Genomic DNA, 24,964 nt, shown 5'->3' on the forward strand with positions numbered 1-24,964 from the left:
AAAGCCTGAATGTCAAAGCTACGTCTTCGCATCCTTCCGGCACTGCTGGCCGTAGCCTTTCTGAGCGGATGTACCACCACATCAGGTGGTACCAGCAGCAGCGGCCTGTTTGGCGGTCGCAAGGCCTCGTCTTCAGCCGTCTATATCGCAGCCCTTCAGGGCGGGATCGTGTCGCGCACGGGCTTGGAGCTGAGCGGCAGCGAAAAGCAGCGGGCGCTTGAGGCGGAATACCGCGCCCTGGAAGCTGCCGCCGGCGGCCAGCCGATTGTCTGGCAGGGCTCCAGCGTGTCAGGCGAAGTGGTGGCCGCGGCGCCCTACCAGGTCGGCTCGCAGAACTGCCGGCAGTATTCCCACAAGATCGTCTCGGGTGGCCGAGAGCTTGCCGCCCGCGGCGCGGCCTGCCGAAATGACAATGGAACCTGGACGCCCTTGACTTAAGTCAAGGTTGCGGCGCTAACATCGGCATACTCAGAAGCCGTGCGGCCAATCGCCTCAAATTCTCGCGAGCGCGCCTTTGGCTGTTGGATTGGGTCGCTGCTTACTTTAATTGGGCTTCATGCTGTTCTGGATCGTTATCGCCGTCTTGACGGTCGTCGTCGTCATCGCCCTCCTGCTGCCCCTGACCAGGAGTTCGGCGGTTGCCACCGAACGTGCGGCGGGCGAGGCAGCCGTTTACCGGGATCAACTGGCCGAAATCGAACGTGACAAGGCCTCCGGCCTGATCAGCGCCGAGGATGCCGATTATGCGCGTGCCGAAGTGGGACGCCGGCTGCTGGCGATCGACAGGCAGGGCGAGGCGAGTGCCGCGGCCCGCCGGCGCCATCCCCTAGTCGAGGCCTTCGTGGTCGTGCTGTTGCCGGCCGTTGGCCTCGGGCTCTACCTGCTGACGGGGAGCCCTGGAACGCCGGCCGCACCGCTGGCCGCGCGGCTGGAAAACCCCGGCGACAACATGGATCTGCTGGTGGCCAAGGCCGAGCGGCACCTGGCGCAGAACCCCGGTGACGGCAATGGCTGGGACGTGCTGGCGCCGATCTATTTCAAGGCCATGCGCCTGGGCGATGCGGAAATGGCCTATCGCAATGCGCTGCGGATCTTAGGGCCGAGCGCCGAGCGCTTGACTGGCCTTGCCGAGGTGCTGGTGACCAATGCCGACGGCGTGGTGACCGATGACGCCCGCATGGCCTTTGAAAACGCGCTGAAGGTCGATCCGGCCCATCCCAAGGCGCAATTCTATCTGGCGCTGGGGCTGGAGCAGGCCGGACGGGCAAGCGAGGCTAAGGCCGCCTTCGAGACGCTGGCGCGCAATTCTCCCCCCGATGCACCCTGGCAGCCCCTGGTGGCCCAGCATATCGCCAAGAACGGCGGCGGCCCGCTGGCGGGTGCGGCGCCGCCGGTTGCGACGGCACCCGCGCTGGGCGGGCCGAGCGCCGAGGACGTGGCGGCCGCGCAGCAGATGACGCCCGAGCAGCAGATGGACATGATCCGCGGCATGGTGGCCAATCTGGACGCCAAGCTCAAGGAAGAACCCAATAATTTCGAAGGCTGGATGCGTCTGGTGCGATCCTATGCCATGCTGAAGGAGACGGACCAGGCAATGGCCGCGCTGAAGACCGGTCTGGGCGTATTCCCGGCCGATAGCGAGCGGGGCGGGCAACTGGTGGCGTTGGCGCGGGAACTGGGACTACCGGCCGAGGAGGCACTGAAGTGACACGCAAGCAGAAACGGCTGGCGGTGATTGCCGGCGGGATGAGCTTCATCATCATCGCCGTGTTCCTGGTGATGTTCGCCTTCGGGCAGGCGGTTGCCTATTTCTACATGCCCTCCGATATCGCCAAGACGCCGGTGGAACCCGGCACCCGCATCCGCCTGGGCGGACTGGTCGGCGATGGTTCCGTGGTGCGCGGCGAGGGATCGACCGTGAGGTTTACCGTGACCGATGGCGGCGGGACCGTGCCCGTGACCTATACCGGGATCCTGCCCGACCTGTTTCGCGAGGGACAGGGCGTCGTGACGGAAGGGCGCTTCGAGCCCGGCAGCCAGACCTTCGTGGCCGATACCGTGCTTGCCAAGCATGACGAGAACTACATGCCGAAGGAAGTGGCCGACCGCCTGAAAGAAGACGGCATCTGGCAGGGCGAGGGGGCCACGCAATGATCATCGAACTCGGACATTACGCCCTGGTGCTGGCGCTGGCCACGGGTCTCGTGGTTTCCCTCATTCCGCTGATCGGCGCGCGTCGCGGCGACGAGGCGATGATGTCCGTCGGTGTGACCGGTTCGCTCACGCAGTTTGCGCTGGTTCTGCTCTCCTTCGCCGTGCTCACCTACGCCTATATGGTCTCCGACTTCTCGGTGCAGAATGTCTGGGAGAACTCCCATTCGCTGATGCCGGCGATCTACAAGTTCTCCGGCGTGTGGGGCAATCACGAAGGATCGATGCTTCTGTGGCTGCTGATCCTGACCCTGTTTTCCGCGCTGGTGGCCTGGTTCGGCAGCAATCTTCCAAGCCGCCTGAAGGCCAATGTGCTGTCGGTGCAGGCCTGGATTTCCACGGCTTTCCTGCTTTTCATCCTGCTGACGTCGAACCCCTTCATCCGCATCGGTCCGGTGCCGGCGGAAGGCCGCGACCTCAATCCCGTGCTGCAGGATATCGGGCTGGCGATCCATCCGCCGCTGCTCTATCTCGGCTATGTCGGTTTTTCCGTCTGTTTCTCCTTCGCCGTCGCGGCACTGATCGAGGGCCGCATCGACGCGGCCTGGGCGCGCTGGGTGCGGCCGTGGACGCTGGCGGCCTGGACCTTCCTGACGGCGGGCATCTCCATGGGCTCCTATTGGGCCTATTACGAGCTGGGCTGGGGCGGCTGGTGGTTCTGGGATCCGGTCGAAAACGCCTCCTTCATGCCCTGGCTTGCCGGTACGGCGCTCCTGCATTCGGCCGTGGTGATGGAAAAGCGCGAGGCGCTGAAGATCTGGACGGTGCTGCTTGCCATCCTCACCTTCTCGCTGTCGCTGCTCGGAACTTTCCTGGTGCGCTCGGGCGTGCTGACATCCGTTCATGCCTTTGCCACTGATCCAAGCCGTGGCATCTTCATCCTGGCAATCCTCTGTCTTTTCATCGGCGGGGCGCTTGCCCTGTTTGCGCTGAGGGCGCCGACGCTGAAGAGCGGAGGCCTGTTCCAGCCGATTTCCCGCGAAGGCGCGCTCGTTCTCAACAACCTGATCCTGACCGTTTCTGCGGCCACGGTGCTGGTCGGCACGCTCTATCCGCTGGTGCTGGAAACCTTGACCGGCGAGAAGATTTCGGTCGGTGCGCCGTTCTTTAACCTGACCTTCGGCCTGCTGATGACGCCGATCCTGATCGCCCTGCCGTTTGGGCCGCTGCTCGCCTGGAAGCGCGGTGATGTGCTGGGAGCCATGCAGCGGCTTTACGTGGCGGCAGCGCTGGCGCTGGTGGTGGGTCTGGCGCTCTACTATGCCGAAAACGGCGGGCCCGTGATGGCCGTGGCCGGACTGGCGGCCGGCTTCTTCCTGATGTTCGGGGCGATTGCGGACCTCTGGTACCGCGCCGGTTTCGGCAAGCAGACCTTCTCTATCGCCCTTCGCCGGCTGAAAGGCCTGCCGCGCTCGGCCTTCGGCACGGCGCTTGCACATTTCGGTTTCGGCGTGACGGTGCTCGGCATCGTGGCGGTCACGACCTTCGAAACGGAAAACGTGGTCGAGATGAAGCAGGGCATGACGACGGAGGCCGGTGGCTACAGCCTGACCTTCGACGGACTGCGCTCGGCCATCGGCCCGAACTATACCGAGGAGCAGGGACATTTCACCGTGCGCCAGGGTGGCGTCGAGGTGGGCGATGTCTGGTCGTCCAAGCGGCTTTACACCGCAAGGCGCATGCCGACGACGGAAGCCGGCATCCTGACCTTCGGCTTGAGCCAGCTCTACGTGTCGCTGGGTGACCCCATGGATGGCGGCGGCATGGTCGTGCGTATCTGGTGGAAACCCTACATCCTCTGCATCTGGGGCGGAACATTGATCATGATGGTCGGCGGGTTTGTCTCGCTCTCCGATCGGCGGTTGAGAGTGGGTGCGCCGAGCCGCAAGGCGAAGCCGGTGAAGGCAATGCCGGGTGGGCTGGAGGCTGCAGAGTGAGGGTTTGGCATCAGCTTTGGAGTTTGGGTACCCCCCTCTGTCCTGCCGGACATCTCCCCCTCAAGGGGGGAGATCGGCGCGTGGCCGACGCTTCGGCCCTCACCGACAGCAGTGTTGGTCGCAAGGGCGGCATCTATCCGATCTCCCCCCTTGAGGGGGAGATGTCCGGCAGGACAGAGGGGGGTATGCTCGGAGCGACTAGGAATACTGGACATGGCAGGACTGGAGGCCGCGGCAAGTCGTGGCTCCAGGCCGCATTGCTGTTGCTTTCACTCCTCCTCTCGCCGCTCGCAGCCCATGCCGTCAATCCGGACGAGATCCTGGCCGATCCCGTGCTGGAGGAACGCGCGCGGGGGCTTTCGGCGCAGTTGCGCTGCATGGTCTGCCAGAACCAGTCGATCGATGATTCCAATGCCGAACTGGCGCGCGACCTTCGCCTGCTGGTGCGCGACCGGATCGTGAAGGGCGAGACCGACGAACAGGTGATCGACTATGTCGTGTCGCGCTACGGCGAGTTCGTGCTGTTGAAGCCGCGGTTCTCGACACGGACGCTGCTCCTGTGGTCGGCGCCGGTCGTGCTGGCGGTTGCCGGTGCCTCCGCCATGTTTCTCTTCACCCGTCGCCGGCAGAAGGCTGGCGCCATCGCCAAGCTCTCGGACGAGGAAGAGGCTCGCCTCAAGGCGCTTCTCGACGAGTGATCCGAACACTCAGACCGCTGGCAAAAAAGTCGTTGAGGCTCGTTCCAGAACGTCTATAGGCAAAACATTTACCACCGGCCTCTGAGCCTGCTTCCAGCGCGATCAAGTCTTTGATCGCAATAAACTCTTCCTGCGGCGCAGACGCGCCGCTGCTGGATGCCGGATCAAGTCCGGCATGACGAAAAGTAACTTTGTCAGCGGCCTGACGGCGGCTGTCGCCGTCGGTTTCCTGTTGCATAAACTTTAGGGCAACCCGGCGACACGGTTGGCCGATGGGGTAGCGCGCAGCCCGTGGATGCCTTCCACCTTGCCAAAAGCTTTCGGCCAACATTACGAAAGTTTCATCGATCGGACAGTTCCTAGTAAGGTGTCGCATCCTATATCTGCATCATCCACCGCCGCCGATTTCCGGCAATAATGCAAAGATGATGAAGGTAACAAACGATGCCTAAGATCAAGACTGGACGTTCCTCGCTCACCACGATCCTGAAGACCACGACTGCGGCCGGTCTCGCGGCCGTGCTCTTCGCTGGCGCGCTTCCTGCGATCGTATCGCCCCTCCATGCCGAGCCTGTAGCGGTCACCGCGCCGCAGATCCCGAGCTTCGCCGACGTGGTCGATGCCGTGAAGCCGGCCGTCGTTTCCGTGCGCGTCGAAAGCAACGTGCAGCCGGCCTCCTCCGACGACAGCAATTTCAGCTTCAACTTCGGCGGCCGCAGCTTTGACGACCTGCCGGATGATCATCCGCTGAAGCGCTTTTTCCGCGAATTCGGCGGTCCTGGCAATGAGGCTCGTCCCGGTCCGCGCGGCCAGGGTCCGCATGGCCAGGGACGCCTGCGCCCGACCTCGCAGGGCTCGGGCTTCTTCATCTCTGAGGATGGCTATATCGTTACCAACAACCACGTGGTCGATGACGGCGCGGCCTTCGTCGTCGTGATGGATGACGGTACCGAACTCGATGCCAAGCTGATCGGCAAGGACAGCCGCACCGACCTCGCCGTGCTGAAGGTCGACAAGCCCGACCGCAAGTTCACCTATGTCAAGTTTGCGGAAGGCGACGGCGCCCGCGTCGGCGACTGGGTCGTGGCCGTCGGTAACCCCTTCGGCCTTGGCGGCACGGTGACCGCCGGTATCGTCTCGGCTCGCGGCCGCGACATTGGCTCCGGTCCCTATGACGATTACCTGCAGATTGACGCGGCCGTGAACCGTGGCAACTCCGGCGGTCCCGGCTTCAACCTCAAGGGTGAGGTCGTCGGCATCAACACCGCGATCTTCTCGCCGTCGGGCGGCAATGTAGGCATCGCCTTCGCGATCCCGGCAGCGGTCGCAAAGGACGTGGTCGCCGACCTGATGAAGGACGGTTCGGTATCGCGCGGCTGGCTCGGCGTGCAGATCCAGCCTGTCAGCAAGGACATCGCCGAATCCCTCGGCCTGGCCGAAGCAAGTGGCGCGCTGGTCGTGGCACCGCAGGCCGGATCGCCGGGCGAGAAGGCGGGCATCAAGCAGGGTGACGTCGTCACGGCCGTCAATGGTGAACCTGTCAAGGATCCCCGCGACCTGGCCAAGCGCATTGCCCGCTTCGCGCCTGGTTCCCAGGTGGACGTCTCGCTGTGGCGCGACGGCAAGGCGACATCCGTGAAGGTCGACCTCGGCAGCCTGCCGGCCGAAGAGCGGGCTGCTGCCGAAACGCCTGACCAGCCCGAAAACCGTGCTGCCCCGACTGAGCAGGCACTGGCCAGCCTTGGGCTTAGCGTAACCCCGTCCGAGGACGGCAAGGGCCTCTCGATCGTCGACATCGATCCGGACTCGGACGCTGCCGACAAGGGCATCAAGACCGGCGAGAAGATCACCTCGGTGAATAACCAGCAGGTGTCTTCGGCAGCCGACGTTGCCAAGGTGATCGACCAGGCGAAGAAGGAAGGCCGCACCCGCGCGCTGTTCCAGATCGAGGCCGAGAACGGCAGCCGCTTCGTCGCCCTTCCCATCAACCAGGGCTGAGCCACATAGCCAATCCCGGGCGCCGCCTCGCCCGGGATTGGCCAGGCCCAAGCCACTCGATGGGGCGTCGTGTCGGCGAGAGCCGCGCGGCGCCTCATTCGTTTCGAGAGAACACGCCATGACGACATCCGCAACAGGACCTGCAATGCCAGCCGAATCCGGTTGGACGAGTGCGCCTGGCGAGGCTATTGTCCCGCGCATGAAGATACTGGTCATCGAAGACGATCTGGAAGCCGCAGCCTATATGACGAAAGCCTTTCGCGAGGCCGGGATCGTCGTCGATCACGCCAGCGATGGCGAGAGCGGCCTCTTCATGGGCTCGGAAAACAGCTATGACGTCATGGTCATCGACCGCATGCTGCCGCGCCGCGATGGCTTGTCGGTGATCAGCGAGTTGCGCAAGCGCTCGATCAACACGCCGGTGCTGATTCTCTCGGCGCTTGGCCAGGTGGATGACCGCGTCACGGGGCTCAGGGCCGGTGGCGACGACTACCTGCCGAAGCCCTATGCCTTCAGCGAGCTTCTGGCGCGGGTGGAAGTGCTTGGCCGGCGCAAGGGCGCGCCCGAGCAGGACATGGTCTATCGGGTCGGAGACCTGGAACTCGACCGGCTGTCCCACGAGGTCCGCCGGGCCGGCAAGGAAATCCTGCTGCAGCCGCGGGAATACCGGCTGCTTGAATATCTGATGAAGAATGCCGGCCAGGTGGTGACCCGCACCATGCTGCTGGAAAATGTGTGGGACTATCATTTCGATCCGCAGACCAATGTGATTGACGTGCATGTGTCGCGGCTGCGTTCCAAGATAGAGAAGGACTTTGACAGGCCGCTGCTGAAGACCATTCGCGGCGCCGGCTACATGATCAAGGACGAAGGCTGAAGTTTCGATGAGCCGCCTGTCTGTCCTGTTCAAGTCCACGGCCGTGCGCCTGTCGGCGCTCTACATCCTGCTGTTTGCACTCTGCGCCGCCTTCCTCGTCTTCTATGTCACTGCGCTGTCGGAGCGCTTGCTGAACCAGCAGACGCGCGATTCGCTGAAGACCGAAGTGGCGGAGGTGCAGCGCGCCTATGGCAATGGCGGCATGAACCAGATGCTGAGGATGATGGAACGGCGCGCCAGGCAGCCGGGCGCCAATCTCTATGTCATTGCAGGCCCGGCGGGCGAAATCCTGGCCGGCAATGTCGCCTCGGTGCAGCCGGGCGTGCTGGCGCGCGACGGCTGGACCGAGTTTCCCTTTCGCTATGAACGCTACACCGACAACGGCGATACCCGCCGGCACCTGGCGACGGCGCATGTGTTCCAGGTCGATAACGGCCTGCGGGTGCTGATCGGACGCGACCTTGGCGAGCCGACGAAGTTCCGGCTGCTGGTGCGTAATGCCCTGATGGTGGCGCTGGCAATCATGGGTGTGGGCGCGCTGCTGATCTGGTTCGGCATCGGCCGCAACGCCCTGAAGCGTATCGACCGGATGTCGGCGGCGAGCAAGAAGATCGTGGCCGGCGACCTTTCCCAGCGCCTGCCGATCGGCGGTTCCGGCGACGAGTTCGACCGCCTGTCCGGTTCGCTCAACGACATGCTCGGCCGGATCGAGAAGCTGAACGAGGGCTTGCGGCAGGTGTCCGACAACATCGCCCATGACCTGAAGACGCCGCTGACACGGCTGCGCAACAAGGCGGCCGACGGACTGGCCGAGCAGGACGAAACGGCAAGACGGGCCGCCTTGGAAGGCATCATAGCCGAATCCGACCAACTGATCCGCACCTTCAACGCGCTGCTGATGATCTCTCGCGTGGAGGCGGGCTCCATTGCTGCCGAACTCACCGATATAGACATCTCTGCGATCGCGGCCGATAGCGCCGAACTCTACGAGCCCGTGGCGGAAGAGGCTGGGCAGGAACTGCTAACCGAGATCGCGCCGGGGCTGATGGTGCATGGCAACCGCGAACTCATCGGCCAGGCCATTACCAACCTGATCGACAACGCCATCAAATATGCCGACGGGGCGAAAACCCCGGAGATCAAGCTCAGCCTTGTTCGCCGCGGCGGGGAAGTCTGCCTTTCCATCGCCGACCATGGCCCGGGCGTTGCTGCCGACCGCCGGGAGGACGTGGTCAAACGGTTCGTCCGGCTGGACGCCAGCCGCTCCAAGCCGGGAACGGGGCTGGGGCTGTCTCTCGTCGTGGCGGTCATGGACCTGCATGGCGGCCGGCTTGAGCTTTCCGACACGGTGCCGGGCGCTGACGAAGGTCGCGGCCTGACGGCGACCATGGTCTTTCCGGCGGCCAAGCCCTAACCTGCACCCCGAGTACAGATTCGCGGAGCGGGAGAGCCGCGAGCTGTGGGAGTTTGGGGCAGGAGGCTGGACTATATGGCTGACAGGCAGGAATTGCGGCTGGCGGATGTCGGTCCTGACGTGTTGCGGCCGTTGAGCCAGACGGAGAACAAGGCGGTGCTGGCGCTGCTGAAGGACGCGGGCCGCCAACATCAGGCAATAGCCGATCTCCTGGCGAGCGACACACCGCTCAAGGCTTTTGTGACCGCCGCACTCACGCTTTCTCCCTATCTCCGCGACGTGACGGCGCTCGATCCCGCGATCCTGGTTGACGCGATGCAAGAGCCGCTGGTGCCCTTGCTGGAGGAACTGGTGAAGACCGCGCGCACGGCTTGGCGTGGCGAAACCGGTGGGACGGTGCCCGAGGCCGAACTGATGACGCGGTTGCGCCGCACGAAGCGAAAACTCGCCTATGTCGTGGCGATGGCGGATCTAGCCCGACAGTTCGACGCACGCGATACCACCCGATGGCTGAGCCAGATGGCCGATGCCTGCGTGGCGGCGACCATCGACCACCTGCTCGCCCAGGCCCATGAAAGCGGCAAGGTTACGCTTGTTGATGTCGATAACCCCTCCGCAAAGAGCGGGTTGATCGTGCTGGGCATGGGCAAGCTCGGCGCCCATGAACTCAACTACTCCTCCGATATCGACCTCGTGGTGTTTTTCGATCCCGCGGCCGGCATCCTGAAAAACCCCGAGGATGCCACAGAGACCTTCGGCCGGATGATGCGGCGGCTGGTGCGCATCCTGCAGGAGCGCACAGGCGACGGCTATGTGTTCCGCACCGACCTGCGGCTGAGGCCCGATCCGGGATCGACGCCGCTCGCCGTGCCGGTCGAGGCGGCGCTGATCTATTACGAGGGGCGGGGGCAGAACTGGGAGCGGGCCGCCTATATCAAGGCACGGCCGGTAGCGGGCGATCTGGAGGCGGGTGCCGGTTTCCTGCGGGAGCTCACGCCGTTCGTTTTCCGCAAATATCTCGATTATGCGGCGATTGCGGATATCCACTCGATCAAACGGCAGATCCACGCGCACAAGGGCCATGGCGCGATTGCCATCAAGGGCCACAACGTCAAGCTCGGGCGCGGGGGTATCAGGGAAATCGAGTTTTTCGCCCAGACCCAGCAATTGATCGCCGGCGGACGAATGCCTGCGCTGCGCGTCAGCGGCACCGAGGCGGCGCTGGCGGAACTGGCCAAGGCCAATTGGATCGACGAGCCGACGATGCGCGAGCTCACGGTCTGCTACTGGTTCCTGCGGGATGTCGAGCACCGAATTCAGATGGTGCATGACGAGCAGACCCATGTGCTGCCGACCAGCGAAAGCGAATTGCGCCGCATCGCGCTGATGTGCGGCTTTGCCGAGACGACGGCCTTCGCCCATGAGCTGGAAACCATGCTGCGCACCGTGGAAAAGCGCTATGCCAGGCTGTTCGAGCAGGAGGAAAAGCTGTCTGCCGGGACCGGCAACCTGGTTTTCACCGGGCAGAAGGACGATCCGGATACGTTGAAGACGCTGAAGGCGCTCGGTTTCGAGCGGCCCGCGGACATCTCGCGGGTGATCCGCACCTGGCATTACGGTCGCTATCGCGCGACGCAATCGGCCGAGGCGCGCGAACGGCTGACGGAACTGACGCCGCAACTGCTGAAAAGCTTCGGCGAGGGCAAGCGCGCCGACGAGGCGCTGCTGCGCTTCGACACCTTCATCGCCGGGCTGCCCGCCGGTATCCAGCTCTTCTCCCTGCTGGGCAACAATCCCGCACTGCTCGACCTGATCGTCAATATCATGTCCGCGGCGCCACGGTTGGCGGATATCATCGCGGCGCGGCCGCATGTTTTCGATGGCATGCTGGATCCCGGCCTGATGGTGGAACTGCCGACAAGGGACTATCTGGCCCAGAGGCTTCAGAGCTTCCTGACCGGCGCGCGGCATTATGAGGAAATCCTCGATCGTCTCAGAATATTCGCCGCCGAACAGCGGTTTCTGATCGGCATCCGGCTGCTGACCGGCTCCATCGGCGGCGCCTTGGCGGGCCGGGCGTTCACCGATCTCGCCGGGCTGGTGATTTCTGCTGCGCTGGAGGCCGTGTGCACCGAGATGGAAGCGGCACATGGGCAATTTCCTGGCGGGCGAGTGGTGCTTGCCGGCATGGGCAAGCTCGGCAGTTTCGAACTGACCGCGGGCTCCGATGTCGACCTCATCCTTCTCTACGATCATGACGACGGCTATCTGGAATCCTCCGGACCCAAGCCGCTCGACGCGACCCGTTACTTCACCCGACTGACGCAGAGGCTGATCGCGGCCCTTTCTGCCCCGACGGCCGAGGGGGTGCTATACGAAGTCGACATGCGGCTTCGCCCCTCCGGCAACAAGGGGCCGGTGGCCACACGGCTGCGGGCTTTCGAAAAATACCAGAAGGAAGAGGCCTGGACCTGGGAGCACATGGCCCTGTCGCGGGCACGGCTGATCTGCGGCGATCCTGACCTCATGGCCGACGCCGAGCGCATCATCGCCGAAGTTTTGGGCCAGGCGCGTGACAAAGCCAGGATTGCCGCCGACGTAGCGGAGATGCGCGGCCTGATCGAGAAGGAAAAACCCCCGCGCGACATCTGGGACTTCAAGCTTATTCCGGGCGGTCTCATCGATATCGAATTCATCGCCCAATATCTTGCCCTGATCGCACCTGGCCATGGGATTGAGGCCCGAACCAATGGTTTGAGCACCGCAGAGGCGCTGCAGGCCATGGGGGCTGACCTGCTCGATCCCAACGACCTGGAACTCTGCCTGAAGACGCTGGGCCTGCTTACTGATCTCTCGCAGGTGACGCGGCTGTGCATCGACGGAGCCTTCGACCCGGCCACCGTGCCGGCCGGCCTGTTGGACCTTATCTGCCGCGCAGGCGACGCGCCTGACATCAAGGCGCTGGAGGCAGAATTGAAGCATCGGACGAAGGCGGTGCGCAAGGCCTTCTCGCGGATTGTCGAGGCCTAGCAGCGGGAGGATGGCGGTCGTTCTTGGCCGAATAACGACCAAGTCGGTGCGCTGACGTCTGGCAAGTGGCGGTTGCCAGCATCGGAGAACCCCGTTTAGCTGGCGGATTCTCTCTAATTTAACGGAGCGCGATGTACTCTTCCCGATAGACAGCACTGAAGTGGCGCGGGGGAGTTGCGGTTTCATGGCGGATGTTCGGAGTTTGAAGCAGATTGTGCGTGAGGCGGTCAACCTGTTCAAGGTTCCCAATGACAATCCGCAACTGACCCTGTCGCAGTTCGAAGCCTTCTCCAAGCAGGTTCCTCTGCTCTACTTCATTCTCGTCACCAACATGCTCTCTTTGGCATCGACCCACGCTCAGGCGGCGCCGGTTGAGCTGGTGATCTATGTTCCCGCCGTGCTTTCGATCCTCTGCACCGCGCGCGCCATCGGCTGGCTGCGCAAGCGCAATGTCAAGCTGGATGCGACAGAGGCCTATCGGAAGCTGAAGGCGACCAATATCGTGGCTGCGCCGATGACGCTTGCCTGCACGGTCTGGTCCTTGTCGCTGTTTCCCTATGGCGATCCCTATCAAAAGGCGCACGTGGCCTTCTTCATGGGCATTACCGTGATCGGCTGCATCTTCTGCCTGATGCATCTGCGGTCGGCCGCGTTCATGGTGACGATCATCGTCAACACGCCATTCTTCGTGTTCATGGTTCTGTCCGGAGAACCCACCTTCATCGCGACGGGTGTCAACGTCATTCTCGTCAGCGTGGCGATGATCGCGATCCTCATGACCCATTACCGGGATTTTCGGCAGTTGAACGAGCAGCGCCATGTCCTCTTGGCGCAGCAGCAGGCGTTGCAGGACCAGAACAAGACTATGCAGGCCTTGTCGGACGAAAACCTGCGGCTCGCCAATCTCGACAGCCTGACGCAGATCGCCAACAGGCGCAGCTTCTTCCACAATCTGGAGACGGCATTCGACAGGGCACGGCAGGATCAGACCACCCTTGCCGTCGGCGTCATCGATCTCGACGGCTTCAAGCCGGTCAATGACATGTATGGTCACGCCGCCGGAGACAAGGTGCTGGTGGAGGTGGCAGATCGCCTGCAGAAATTTGTCGGGCCGACGCTGTCTGTCTACCGGCTGGGGGGCGACGAATTCGCAATCATCCTGCGCGACGCACCGGATGAGGCGGCCGTGCAAGCGCTTGGCACGACGATCTGCGATGCCATTGCCCAGCGGATCAATATCGGCGGCGGCGTGGTTCAGGTTACCGGCTCCCTGGGTTTCACCGTTGACCGGCAGCTGGCTGAGACGGCGCAGGAACTCTACGAGCGGGCGGACTATGCGCTCTACACGGCAAAGAGGCATCAGCGCGCGGGCGTGGTGATCTTCAACGCCGCCCAGGCAAGCGAACTCTCCCGCCAGAAGGTCGTGGAAGAGACGCTGATGGCGGCGGATCTCGAGAGGGAACTGTCGCTGGTTTTCCAGCCGATCATGGATGTCGCCTCGGAACGCTGCATTGGCTTCGAAGCGCTCGCGCGCTGGCAGTCACCGACGATCGGCCTGGTATCGCCCGCCGAATTTATCCAGATCGCCGAGTACAACGGTCGTATAACGCTGATCACCCGGCTGCTTCTGGAAAAGGCGCTGAAGGTTGCCGCGACCTGGCCTGACGATATCTTCCTGTCGTTCAACCTGTCGCCGCATGATCTGGCGACGAGCGAGAGCGTGTTGCGCCTGATCGGCATCGTCAATGCTGGAGCGTTTCCGGCACACCGGATCAATTTCGAGATCACCGAAACCGCCGTGATGTCCGACTTCGAGCAGGCCCGCGCCTCGATCGAACTGCTCCGTCGTCTCGGCTGCGGCATATCGCTCGATGACTTTGGCACGGGTTATGCGAGCTTGAGCTATGTGCACCGGCTGCCGCTTTCCAAGATCAAGGTGGACCGCAGCTTCGTGCGGGAGATCCACAAGCAGGAATCGAGCCTGAAAATCGTCAAGTCCGTCCTGGCGCTTTGCGAGGAAATGGGGCTCGAAGCCATTGTCGAAGGCGTGGAAACCAGCGAGGAACTGGCGATCCTGGAACGTCTTGGCGTTCGCTCCGTCCAGGGCTTCCATTTCGCGAAGCCCGTGCCTGCGGCGGAGACCCTGGCATTTTGCAGGCCAGCGACGGTGAGCCGCCGCACGGCCTGAATTTCGGGCGGGCAGCGACCTTCTGAAGTCAGTAGCGGCGCCTGACCTTCTCCTCGATGCCATCGGGGATATAGACCCGCAGGACGGTGCCGCGGCCCTCGCTGGAGCGGATCGTCAGGCGACCGCCATGCAGGGCGACCAGCGACCGCGAAATGGCAAGGCCCAGGCCTGAGCCGCCCTTGCTCTTGGCATACTGGCTCTGCACCTGCTCGAAGGGCTGGCCGATCTTGCTGAGGGCTTCCTGGGGTATGCCGATACCGGTGTCGGCGATCGACAGCATCACGCCCCTGTCGGTCTTGCGCGCCCGAAGCGCGATGCGGCCACCCTCGTTGGTGAACTTCACCGAATTCGAGAGGATGTTGAGCAGGATCTGCTTGACCGCACGGCGGTCCGCGACAACCGAGAGCCCCGAAGCCACGCGCTGTTCGACACGGATATGCTTTTCCTCCGCGGGAATGGCGGTCAGCCTCAGGCTTTCCTCGATCAACGGCGCCAGATCGATGATCTCCGCTTTGATCTTCATCTGGCCGGCCTCGATCTTCGACATATCCAGGATGTCGTTGATGACGTTCAGCAGATGCTTGCCGCTGTCATGGATGTCGCGGGCATATTCGAGATATTTGGGCGAGCCGATCGGGCCGAACATACCGGTCTGCAGGATCTCGGAGAAGCCGAGAATGGCATTGAGCGGCGTGCGAAGCTCGTGGGACATATTGGCCAGGAATTCCGACTTGGCCTTGTTGGCGGCCTCGGCGCGTTCCTTCTCCGCCTGGTAATTGGCATTGGCCACCGAAAGCTCGGTCTTCTGGTGCTCCAACTTGCGCTGGGAGGCCGAGAGGTCGCCGATGGTCGCCATCAGCCGGCGCTCCTGCTCGCGCAGGCGCTCCTGGTGGCGCTTCAGCAGGGTGATGTCGGTGCCGACGGAGACAAGGCCGCCATCCCTGGTGCGGCGCTCGTTGATCTGCAGCCACCGCTCATCGGCCAGCTGAACCTCGGTCGTGCGCGAATTGCCGCTGAGATCGGGATCGGCGACGCGCCGCTGGATGATCGGGCGGGCGGAGGCAGAGTTCACCGTGCTGCGCTCGGTGCCGGGCACGAGCACACTGTCGGGCAGGCCATAGACCTGCTGGAAATGGCCGTTGCACATCACCAGCCGGTCGTTCTTGTCCCACAACACAAAGGTTTCGGAGGTGCATTCGATGGCATCCGCCAGGCGCTGGTCGGCCTCGGCGTAGCGCTGAGCCAAGCGATGCTGCTCGGTGACGTCCATGGCGATGCCGATGACATGCAGCCTGTCGGCCTGGGTGCGCAAGACTTGGGCGCGGGCGCGCATCCATACGTAATGACCATTGGCGTGCCGCATGCGAAACACCTGGTCGATCTGGCGGGATTCTCCTTTGCGAATGATCCGCGCCAGGGCAAACAGATTGCCATCGCCGGGATGCATTAGCTTGGCCGCGTCGTTGAAGGTCAGCACCGCATTGGTGGGCGGCAGGCCCAGCATCTCATACATAGATCGGGACCAGAACAGCTTGCGGCTGGACAGGTCGAAGTCCCAAAGCCCGCAGCGGCCGCGCGACAGTGCCGCTTCCACACGCATGTTCGATTCAACGAAGACCGTATCGGCTTCGCGGGTGCGCTTCACCTGCTGGAAATAGGCATAGAGGATGACCAGCAGGATCGACGAAATCCCGGCAAACAAGGTCACGTTCAGGGCGATTTCCCGCCTGAGATAGCTCGACATCTCCTCCAGGGAATGCGCCGCGACAATCAGCCCGCCGTCTTCACCCAGGGGTGACAGCACGGCGAAATGCCTTATGCCATCAATATGCGTCTCGATCACGCCGCTCTGGTCGGCAAATCGCCTGATCGTGGCGACTTCCGGCAGCAACTGGCTGAGCGGCTTGCCGATATGGCTCGCGCCCGTGGGAGAGGTCGCAGACACGTCGCCCTTGGCATTGGTGACGAGCACGAAAGCACCGGTTCCCAGGCGATCCTGGGGCAGGAACTTCGCCAACTGCGTTTCAAGCATGGGGCGGCTCGCCTCCAGTGGCTTGAAGGGCGTGGCGGTGAAGGCCGCGCGCGCCGCAGCCGCCGTCAGGGCCGTGGACTGGCGCAAGGCCGTCTCCATGCGCGCGCTTTCCGACACGATGCCGACGACCCGCGCGAAGGCGACCACGGACAGAAAGGCCATGATCAGGATTGGAATGAGGCGACGCAGCAGCGTTTCGAGCCGCTCGGTGGACCGCCCGCCCTTGCCGTCGCTTGCCGCCACTGCCTTGATGTTGAAACTGAAGAATGCCGCACATCGCGAAAAAAGAAGACGCAGCCGCTCATCGGCTGCGGTTGCCCGCCGCGCGTTATCCATCGTCCCTCACTTGATCCCTCGTGTGATTCGAAGCGCCGCTGCCCGAACCAAAGCCAATGAATCAAAGGTGATTCGCTCTGTCCAGTCGAAAAAGTAAGACTGTGTTAACCAATTGGAATTTTGCGGTTATTCGTTGCGCAAAAGACTCGCTGAGCCTGCAGCCACGAATAGGGCTCAACCGGCGCGGACAAATCCGCGCCGGACGGTGCGCCTGATGCGTCAGGCCTTGAGCATCCGATCGACAATGTCGCGCACGTCGGTGGACAGGCCGGCGGACCGCTCGATCTCCATCAGCGCGGTGCGGGCGAGATCGGCACGCGACGGTTCCAGGGAGCGCCAGGACCGCATGGCCGTGAGCAAACGTGCGGCCAGTTGCGGGTTGCGCTTGTCGATTTCCAGGATACGGGCGGCATGAAAGCGGTAGGCCGCGCCATCGGCCCGGTTGAAACCGGTCGCATTGGCGAAGGCAAAGGTTCCGATCAGCGAGCGCACCCGGTTCGGATTGGCCGGATTGTAATGCTCGTTCGTCATCAGCTTTTCGATCCGCTCCAGCGCATCGGCGCCGGGAATGGTCGCCTGGATCGAAAACCACTTGTCGAGCACCAGGGCGTTGCTGCTGAAGCGCGCCTCGAAGGCTTGCAGGGCGGTGGCGGTTTCGGCCGCCTGCGGGAAGCGATGGGCAAGGACGGTCAGTGCCTGGGCGAGGTCCGTCATGTTGTCGGCCTTGTCGAAGGCCGCAGCCGCACGGGCCGGCGACTGTTCGGCAAGCGCCAGATAGGAGAGGGCGGCGTTCTTCAGCGCGCGCCGTCCGGCATCGGCAGCATCGGGCTTGTAAGCGCCGGTGTCCGCCATATCCGCCATCAGCTTTGCGAACACATCGGCGCCGGCCTTGGCAATGGCCGTCAGTACCGTCTCGCGACCGGTGTGAATGGCATCAGGGTCGTTGTCGCTGCCGAGTTCGCGGGCAATGTCTGCTTCGCTGGGGAGAGCCAGCGCCTGGGCGCGGAAGGCAGGCTCGAGCGTTTCGTTGGCGGCGATTGCCAGCAGCGTTTCGGTAAGCATCGCATCGGACTGGACCGTCTCGCCCTTGCGCGCCTGTGCCGCGGCAGCGGTCAGGACGGGCAGCGCCAGGTTGGTCAGCGCCTGCCAACGGGCGAAGAGATCGCTTTCATGGCGGGCAATGAGGCTGAGATCGGCACCGCTCTGGTCGAAATGCAGAGATACGGGGGCCGAAAAGCCGCGGTTGAGCGAAACGGTCGGACGCGACGGAATGCCGGTGAACACGAATTTCTGCGAACGTTCTGTGAGGTGCAGAACGTCGTCCGTCATCTCGCCACCGGTGACGGCGGACGGGGTGACGATGGTGCCGTCTTCCAGCAGAAGGCCCGTCTTCAACGGGATATGCATCGGCTCCTTGGAGGTCTGCCCCGGTGTCGCCGGAACCATCTGGTCGAGCGAGAGCGTCAGCGTGCCGGTGGCAGCGTCAAAGGCGGAGGACACGGTGATCTGTGGCGTGCCAGCCTGATGATACCAGAGCGAGAACTGCTTGAGGTCGCGGCCACTCGCATCCTCGAAGCATTTCACGAAATCCTCGACGGTGGCGGCATCGCCGTCATGGCGTTCGAAATAGAGGTCCATGCCCTTCTTGAACAGTTCGCCACCGAGGATGGTGGCGATCATGCGGGTAACCTCGGAGCCCTTTTCGTAGACAGTCGTCGTATAGAAATTGTTGATTTCGCGATAGGAGGTGGGCCGCACCGGATGGGCGAGGGGACCGGAATCCTCGGTGAACTGTTCCGAGCGCAGGTGCCGCACCTCGGCAATGCGCTTGACGGCGCGCGAGCGCTGGTCGGCGGAAAACTCGTGGTCGCGATAGACGGTCAGGCCTTCCTTCAGGCAGAGCTGGAACCAGTCGCGGCAGGTAATCCGGTTGCCGGTCCAGTTGTGAAAATATTCGTGGGCGATGATCGCCTCGATATTGGCATAGTCCTGGTCGGTCGCGGTCTCGGGATCGGCCAGAACATATTTGTCGTTGAAGATGTTCAGGCCCTTGTTTTCCATGGCCCCCATGTTGAAGTCTGACACGGCCACGATCATGAAGATATCGAGATCATATTCCCGGCCGAAGACCTCCTCGTCCCATTTCATCGAGCGTTTGAGGGCATCCATGGCATAGGCGGCGCGCGCCTCCTTGCCATGCTCGACATAGATCTTCAGCGCGACTTCGCGCTCCGACATGGTGACGAAGGTGTCTTCAACGACGCCGAGGTCACCGGCGACCAGCGCGAAGAGGTAGCTCGGCTTGGGATGGGGATCAAACCACGCGGCGAAGTGCTTGCCCGGGCCATAGCCGGCGCCACCGAGGAAATTGCCATTCGACAGGAGGAGCGGATTGGCCTCCTTGTCGGCGATGATGTTGACGGTGAACGGCGCCAGCACGTCAGGACGATCAGGGAAATAGGTGATGCGGCGGAAACCTTCGGCCTCGCACTGCGTGCAATAGATGCCGTTGGACCTGTAAAGGCCCATCAACTGGGTGTTGGCCTCGGGATTGATGATGGTCGTGACCGTGATCTCGAACGGTTTGCTCTCGGGCAGGTCCCGGATGACGAGCCGTTCCGGCGAGAGATCGTACTGGCCAGCCGGAATTTCGTTCTGGTCGAACAGCAGGCCCGACAACGACAACTCGTCCCCGTCCAGCACCAGCGGCGCGCTGGCATCCACGCCTTCGCGCCGGTGGAAGATCATACGCGTTTCCACCTTGGTTTCCGTCGGATCAAGCTCGAAGGTCAGATCGACACGTTCCAGCACGAAATCAGTGGGGCGGTAGTCTGCCAGATGAACGATCTGGCCGGTATCTGTTCGCATAAATCTGTCCTGATCGTCTTCTGCTTCAACCCGTATCCGCGACGGTGTAGGCCGAGAACCGGCAATCGCGATGTTGCCTGGATCATGGCATCAATTTCTGAACGATTGTTAAAATTAGAAAGTTACTTGAGCGACGAACCAAATTTGGTTCAGGTTGCACCACTTCCGGTACCGTCACTGGGCGGTCGCAGCTTTATCGCTTGCCATGGTCGGTAAGCTGGCCGATGGTCGATGCTCGCTAATGAGAGTCGCCACCCAGGAGAGTGTCGGACTGTTCGTCGGTCCGCCAAACGTCGTTGATGTCCAATGCCGCCCCCAGCCCGATGACGGGCATCGTGCTGAAGATCCTGTCCGTCACCGTCTTCGTTGCCATGCAGACCTGCATCAAGGCCGCCGGCAATGACATCCCCGCCGGACAGATCACCTTTTATCGCTCCGCCTTTGCCATCGTGCCGATCGTGGTCTACCTGGCCTATCGCAGCGAATTGCGCTCCGCATTTCATACGGCCAATCCGATCGGCCATCTGCGCCGGGGCGTGATCGGCATCACGGCCATGGCATTCGGCTTCTACGGGCTCGTGCATCTGCCGATGCCGGATGCGATTGCAATCGGTTATGCGATGCCGCTGTTTGCCGTCGTCTTCGCCTCCGTCTTTCTCGGCGAGCCGGTTCGCGTCTATCGCTGGAGCGCCGTCTTGGTCGGCATGGTCGGCGTGGTCATCATTTCCTGGCCGAAGCTCACGCTATTTCGCGAGGGTGGCTTTGAATCCGACGCGGCCGTCGGTGCCGGCGCGGTGCTGATCTCGGCGGTGCTGGGCGCGGCGGCCATGATGCAGGTCCGCCAATTGGTGCGCGAGGAAAAGACCGCGACCATCGTCCTCTATTTCTCGCTGATCGCGGCGCTGCTCTCCTTGATCAGCTGGCCCTTCGGCTGGGCAGCGCTATCGCTGGAAGCCAAGCTGTTTCTGGTAATGGCCGGATTTTTCGGCGGGCTCGGGCAGATTCTCCTCACCCAATGTTATCGCTATGCCGATGTTTCGACCATCGCCCCGTTCGAATACACCTCCATCCTGCTAGGCTCCGGCATCGCCTATCTGATGTTCGGCGAAATACCCACGCTCGCAACCCTCGTCGGGACGGCGATCGTGGCCATGGCCGGCATCTTCATCATCTATCGCGAGCATCAGCTCGGACTGGAACGCAGTGCCGCCCGAAAGGCATCGACGCCGCAGGGGTGATCGGGCCGCTATCGTCCGTGCGGGCCGGATTGCTCATGGTCAGACAGCGCGGCGTTCGGCGCGCTGGCCGGATCGGTGCCCTGCACGGGGATCGGCATGGACTGAAAACCGGTCCTGCCGACCTGGCTGCGCTCCGGTGCTCGCTGGGTCATGCGCCAGCCGGCATAGGATGCATAGAGGCCGAAATTCATGGCGAGGAACCACAAAAGCCCTTTCGGGCCGGTCCATTCCATCAGCGTGCCGGCCATCAGCGGCCCCGACACCGTTCCCAGGCCGTAAAGGATCATGATCGCGCTTGATATGGTCACATATTCGTCCGGCGCGGCGAGGTCGTTGGCATGGGCGACGTTCAGGGCATAGACCGGGTAGAGCACCATGCCGACCACGAAACCGGCGGCATAGAGCGCGAGCGGCTGGTCGATCGAGAACACGGTCATGATGACGCAGCCGCCCACGCCGAACAAGCCGGCCGCAACCATCACCAGCCTGCGGTCCATCTTGTCGGAAATACGCCCGATCGGCATCTGGGCGATGGCGCCGCCGGCCAGGAAGGCCGCCAGCAGCGTGGCACCTTGCGCCGTCGTCATGCCGATATTCTGAGTGTAGACGGCGCCGAGACTGCCCCATGTGCCCGAAAGCGCGCCTGACAGCAGCGAGCCGATGAAGGCGACCGGCGACCGGCGATAAAGCCGCATCAGGTCGAAGCGGGCCTGGGCGATCGGCGCTGGCGACTTGGCGGTAGACAGCGCTGTCGGGAAAATGGCCAGCGAGAAGATAATGCCGCAGAGAATGAAGAGCTGCGCACCCGTCGGATCACCCAGCGGCACCAGATATTGCCCGCCGATGGAGCCCACCAGGCAGGTGATCATGTAGACCGAGAACACGGCACCGCGGTTGTCGTTGGTAACGCGCTCATTCAGCCAGCTCTCGATGATCAGGTAGGCGCCGGCAATGGCAAAGCCTGCCAGGCCGCGAAACACCACCCAGGCGCGCCAATCCACAACGAGCGAGCACAGAAGGATCGATACGGTCAGCAGCGTGACAAGCGCGCTGAACACCCGGACATGGCCCACCCGCTGCACCAGCTTCGGGGTTATGATGCAGGACATGGTGAAGCCGAAGGTGTAACCCGTGGCGGTGATCGAGATCACCAGCGTCGACCAGCCTTCATCCAGCGAGCGAATCGGCACCATGTACTGCATGAGCCCGAAACCGGCCATCATCAGCAGGGTGGACAGCATCAGCGTGGCGATCGAGGCGAGACTGGCCAGCATGAACGGGCTCTCCGGTTTGGTTGAGGCGATTCTGCCTTTAATCCTATTCCGGTGGGCTGTCGATTGCGACGCGGCGCGCCGCAAAGCCGGGCAGCCCGCCGATTTTTGCCCCTCAAACCGCTTCGATCCGTGCTGCCTTATTTCCGGCGATTTTTGCGGCGCACGCCCTTTGCTTCGTGGCTAACAAATGCTTAACTCAAACCATTGCCTACCAAGCGACGATGGTTGAATGAAACTGCATATACCTGCCTTGAGTTTTGTTAATACATATTACTTTTTGCATTTCGTGCTGCAAATGTCGTGTATCCTGCGGCGCGAGGTCTGGGTCGGCTCAGCCTGTTGCTGCTGCCCGGGAACCGGAGGTGCTGGATCGTGACATTGACAGTCGATGACCTGGTAGGGTCGCCAAAGTTCATTCCCGCTCTGCAGCTTTTGGCTTCGGAGATGCGCAATCGTTATGACGGCAATCCAAGGCTTTCCCGTTTGCTGGCATCCCATCAGCGCTGGATGCTGACGCAGGCAGCCTTTGCGCTCCACATCGAATACGATCCCAATCTGCCATCGTCCGGCCTGACGACGACGCGCTTGAAGGACATCATACTCTCAGTGGATGCGGCCAGCCGCAACACCGTGCTGAACTATCTCGACCAGTTGCAGACCTATCGCTTCCTGCGCATCGCGGGGGAGCCAGGACGGCGCCCGCGCCGCTTCGAGGCAACCGATGTCAGCGTCAACGCGATGTTCGGCTGGGTTGCTGTCAATCTGGCGGCGCTGGATCAGATAGACAATGGCGACCGCTGCCCCTATTTCATTGCCAATCCCGGCATGTTCCGGCTGCTTCAGCCCCGCATCGCCTACCGCTGCATCGACGATGTGCGCTGGCGGGAGCCGCCCGCACGTGTGGCCCTGTTCCTGTGGACCGAAGCCGGGGGGCTGGTCATGGATGAACTCGTGATCCGGGTTTCGCCCGATGCGGTCTACAAGGACCGCATTGACATCGGTCGCATCGATGCGCGGCAGATGGCCAACGACTTCATGATGTCGCGCACTCATCTTCAGCGTCTCCTGCGCAAGGCCATGGATCAGGGTTCCTTGGTCTGGCAGGACAGCGAGCGCAAGTCGGACATGTGGCTGACCGGCGACTATCTTCACGAGTATTGCGGCTGGCAGGCGGTGAAGTTCGCAATCGTCGACGACAGTTTTGAATGGGCCAAGCGGGAGTACAGCCCTTCGGCATTGCCCATGGAGCGCCTCAGCAGCCGGACAGCGTGAGGCTGGCTGTTGCCATCAGGCCAAAACAGAAAAGGGGCGCAATCGCGCCCCCAGACACTCCAAGACAAAAGCTCTTGATCTCAGAGGGGAATATAGCGGCCCCAATCGCGACCGGCATCCTGCGAGGCAGTGCCATGCCGGGCGTGCCGTGACACTGCGCGGGAATATTCCTCGGACGCACTAACGGCGGAGCCGATCTGGTGAACCGCATCGCGGATCTGGCGGAGGGCGGACAATGCGCTCATGGTGATACTCCTGGATACTGTAATGGCCGGTGCGGTCAGACTTCCTGGAAATCCGCGAATACGACCGAGGGGCGGCTGACCTGGCTGGGACGGGCATAAACCCGTGCGCTCAACTGTTCATTGGTGGCCGAACCAAAGCGATGATAGCCCTGGCCAGGACGAACAGGCACCGCAGCGAGACGCAGGCTTTCGAAATTGCTGTGTACCGGGCGGAAATTGCGGGTCATGGTCTTGGTTCCTTGCTTATCTGGTCCCCTCCACGACATGACGCATATATCGCAGTGCAACATTGATTCCGCAATGCGCAAGACTGCGGCGCTGCTATGCGCAAACCGCATGGCTAATTTCATATTAACTTAACAAATGACGAAATTTTAGCCGTTGAGGCTGCCAGAGAAGGTCAGCAGATCCTGCCAGGCCAGGGCTTTGGTCGCGGGAGCCGCCAGAAGGTCCTGCGGATGATAGCTGGCAAGGGCCTTATAGGTGCTGTTGCCGACGCCGATTTCGCGCCATTGACCCCGCAGGCTGTTGATCGTCTCATTGCCGCCAAAGAAGAAGCGCGCGCCGTAATTGCCGAGCAGAAGCACGACACGGGGTGAGACGAGCTCGATATGCCGCTCCACGAACGGACGGCAAATCGCGGCCTCCGGTAGCGATGGCTGCCTGTCTCCCGGTGGACGCCAGGGCAGGATATTGGTGAGATAGGTGGTTTCGCGCGACAGGCCGATAGCCGCGAGCATGCGATCCAGCAACTGTCCCGCACGGCCGGAAAACGGCATGCCTTCGCGGTCGTCCTCGCCCGAGGGCATGGGACCGATCACCATGATCCCGCTCTCCGGATTGCCATCGGAAAAGACGGTGGATCGGGCGCTGGTCTTCAGGTTGCAACCGTTGAAGGCCTCGATCGCCGTCTTCAATTCCGCCAGCGTACGGGCGCTTTCCGCGGCGAAACGAGCCTCCATAACGGCGTTTTCGTCGGGAATCGCCGCGATCGGGAGCGCTGGACGCGGCGGGGGCGGGGCTGCGCGCTGCGGGCGCTCGCGCTCGCTTGTGGTCTGCACGGCAGCCTTTGCGGCGACCGGCAAGGCCTCGCGGGCTTGTCGTTCCGCGGCAAACTGGGCGCGCTGGTCGATTGGCAAGTCCGACAACAGCCATTCCACGCCGGCATCGGCATGAAATGCCAGCAGGGCTGCCAGCTCGGCTGCGGAAAGGTCTTGTGCTGAAATCATGGCGCGACTTTAGCCGATGCGAACCGGTGGGGAAAGACAGGAAGACCCAAGATGGGACCGAGGCTGTCGTTTATCCGCCATCGACATCGCCTGCTCGCACTTGATTCCGATCCCGGC

Annotated in this window: 19 protein-coding genes; 12 read left to right on the top strand and 7 right to left on the bottom strand. The window is 62.7% G+C overall.

Annotated elements, in window-relative coordinates:
• The first annotated feature begins 9 nt into the window (after positions 1-9).
• From B9A97_RS22130 to B9A97_RS22155, 5 genes are all read left to right on the top strand, one after another.
• Positions 10-438: a hypothetical protein gene (locus B9A97_RS22130; RefSeq protein WP_084367995.1), complete on the top strand. Its 429-nt coding sequence runs from the start codon at positions 10-12 to the stop codon at positions 436-438.
• A gap of 118 nt (positions 439-556) precedes the next feature.
• A complete protein-coding gene (ccmI, locus tag B9A97_RS22135; RefSeq protein WP_084368061.1) occupies positions 557-1,708 on the top strand; it encodes a c-type cytochrome biogenesis protein CcmI in 1,152 nt (383 codons plus the stop codon).
• Positions 1,705-2,154, top strand: a complete 450-nt coding sequence (ccmE, locus tag B9A97_RS22140) for a cytochrome c maturation protein CcmE (RefSeq protein WP_084367996.1) — start codon at positions 1,705-1,707, stop codon at positions 2,152-2,154. The genes ccmI and ccmE overlap by 4 nt, the downstream gene beginning before the upstream one ends.
• The gene (locus B9A97_RS22145) at positions 2,151-4,148 is read left to right on the top strand and encodes a heme lyase CcmF/NrfE family subunit (protein ID WP_084367997.1); all 1,998 of its coding nucleotides are present in this window, start codon (positions 2,151-2,153) and stop codon (positions 4,146-4,148) included. The genes ccmE and B9A97_RS22145 overlap by 4 nt, the downstream gene beginning before the upstream one ends.
• A 185-nt stretch (positions 4,149-4,333) precedes the next feature.
• A complete protein-coding gene (locus tag B9A97_RS22155) occupies positions 4,334-4,846 on the top strand; it encodes a cytochrome c-type biogenesis protein (protein ID WP_084367998.1) in 513 nt (170 codons plus the stop codon).
• On the opposite strand, the gene B9A97_RS29535 is transcribed toward B9A97_RS22155, so the two are convergent.
• Positions 4,824-5,084 carry a hypothetical protein gene (locus B9A97_RS29535; RefSeq protein ID WP_143530657.1) on the bottom strand — a complete coding sequence of 87 codons (261 nt, stop codon included), beginning with the start codon at positions 5,082-5,084 and terminating at the stop codon, positions 4,824-4,826. The two genes, B9A97_RS22155 and B9A97_RS29535, sit on opposite strands and share 23 nt — an antisense overlap.
• A 206-nt stretch (positions 5,085-5,290) precedes the next feature.
• Between B9A97_RS29535 and B9A97_RS22160 the strand changes: the two genes are divergently transcribed.
• From B9A97_RS22160 to B9A97_RS22180, 5 genes are all read left to right on the top strand, one after another.
• Complete coding sequence (locus B9A97_RS22160) at positions 5,291-6,844, top strand: Do family serine endopeptidase (protein ID WP_084367999.1); 1,554 nt, start codon at positions 5,291-5,293, stop codon at positions 6,842-6,844.
• A 145-nt stretch (positions 6,845-6,989) separates the two neighbouring features.
• Entirely contained in the window at positions 6,990-7,721 is a 732-nt protein-coding gene (locus tag B9A97_RS22165) for a response regulator transcription factor (RefSeq protein ID WP_280164094.1), read from the top strand.
• 7 nt (positions 7,722-7,728) lie between these two features.
• On the top strand, positions 7,729-9,135 hold the full coding sequence (locus tag B9A97_RS22170; protein WP_084368001.1) for a sensor histidine kinase: 1,407 nt from the start codon (positions 7,729-7,731) through the stop codon (positions 9,133-9,135).
• Positions 9,136-9,210: 75 nt separating this feature from the next.
• Complete coding sequence (locus B9A97_RS22175) at positions 9,211-12,165, top strand: bifunctional [glutamine synthetase] adenylyltransferase/[glutamine synthetase]-adenylyl-L-tyrosine phosphorylase (protein WP_084368002.1); 2,955 nt, start codon at positions 9,211-9,213, stop codon at positions 12,163-12,165.
• A 184-nt stretch (positions 12,166-12,349) separates the two neighbouring features.
• Positions 12,350-14,353, top strand: coding sequence for a putative bifunctional diguanylate cyclase/phosphodiesterase (locus B9A97_RS22180; protein ID WP_084368003.1), 2,004 nt, complete (start codon positions 12,350-12,352; stop codon positions 14,351-14,353).
• A 28-nt stretch (positions 14,354-14,381) separates the two neighbouring features.
• On the opposite strand, the gene B9A97_RS22185 is transcribed toward B9A97_RS22180, so the two are convergent.
• Both B9A97_RS22185 and pepN read right to left on the bottom strand, forming a co-directional pair.
• Positions 14,382-16,721 (bottom strand): PAS domain-containing sensor histidine kinase, encoded by a 2,340-nt coding sequence (locus tag B9A97_RS22185; protein WP_084368004.1) that lies wholly within the window; start codon positions 16,719-16,721, stop codon positions 14,382-14,384.
• A 219-nt stretch (positions 16,722-16,940) separates the two neighbouring features.
• Entirely contained in the window at positions 16,941-19,589 is a 2,649-nt protein-coding gene (pepN, locus tag B9A97_RS22190) for an aminopeptidase N (protein ID WP_084368005.1), read from the bottom strand.
• 299 nt (positions 19,590-19,888) lie between these two features.
• Here pepN and B9A97_RS22195 point away from each other — a divergent pair, with 299 nt between their 5' ends.
• Positions 19,889-20,827 carry a DMT family transporter gene (locus B9A97_RS22195; RefSeq protein ID WP_084368062.1) on the top strand — a complete coding sequence of 313 codons (939 nt, stop codon included), beginning with the start codon at positions 19,889-19,891 and terminating at the stop codon, positions 20,825-20,827.
• 8 nt (positions 20,828-20,835) lie between these two features.
• Here the strand turns inward: B9A97_RS22195 and B9A97_RS22200 are convergent, their stop codons facing one another.
• A complete protein-coding gene (locus B9A97_RS22200; RefSeq protein WP_084368006.1) occupies positions 20,836-22,101 on the bottom strand; it encodes an MFS transporter in 1,266 nt (421 codons plus the stop codon).
• 372 nt (positions 22,102-22,473) lie between these two features.
• Between B9A97_RS22200 and B9A97_RS22205 the strand changes: the two genes are divergently transcribed.
• Positions 22,474-23,373: a hypothetical protein gene (locus B9A97_RS22205; protein ID WP_084368007.1), complete on the top strand. Its 900-nt coding sequence runs from the start codon at positions 22,474-22,476 to the stop codon at positions 23,371-23,373.
• Between the two features lie 80 nt (positions 23,374-23,453).
• Here the strand turns inward: B9A97_RS22205 and B9A97_RS29860 are convergent, their stop codons facing one another.
• From B9A97_RS29860 to B9A97_RS22215, 3 genes are all read right to left on the bottom strand, one after another.
• On the bottom strand, positions 23,454-23,618 hold the full coding sequence (locus B9A97_RS29860; RefSeq protein ID WP_179145358.1) for a hypothetical protein: 165 nt from the start codon (positions 23,616-23,618) through the stop codon (positions 23,454-23,456).
• Between the two features lie 35 nt (positions 23,619-23,653).
• Entirely contained in the window at positions 23,654-23,845 is a 192-nt protein-coding gene (locus tag B9A97_RS22210) for a hypothetical protein (RefSeq protein WP_084368008.1), read from the bottom strand.
• Positions 23,846-23,992: 147 nt separating this feature from the next.
• A complete protein-coding gene (locus B9A97_RS22215) occupies positions 23,993-24,847 on the bottom strand; it encodes a uracil-DNA glycosylase (protein ID WP_084368009.1) in 855 nt (284 codons plus the stop codon).
• Between the last annotated feature and the right edge of the window lie 117 nt (positions 24,848-24,964).

The organism is Rhizobium sp. RU36D (assembly GCF_900176345.1).
Lineage (GTDB): Bacteria > Pseudomonadota > Alphaproteobacteria > Rhizobiales > Rhizobiaceae > Allorhizobium.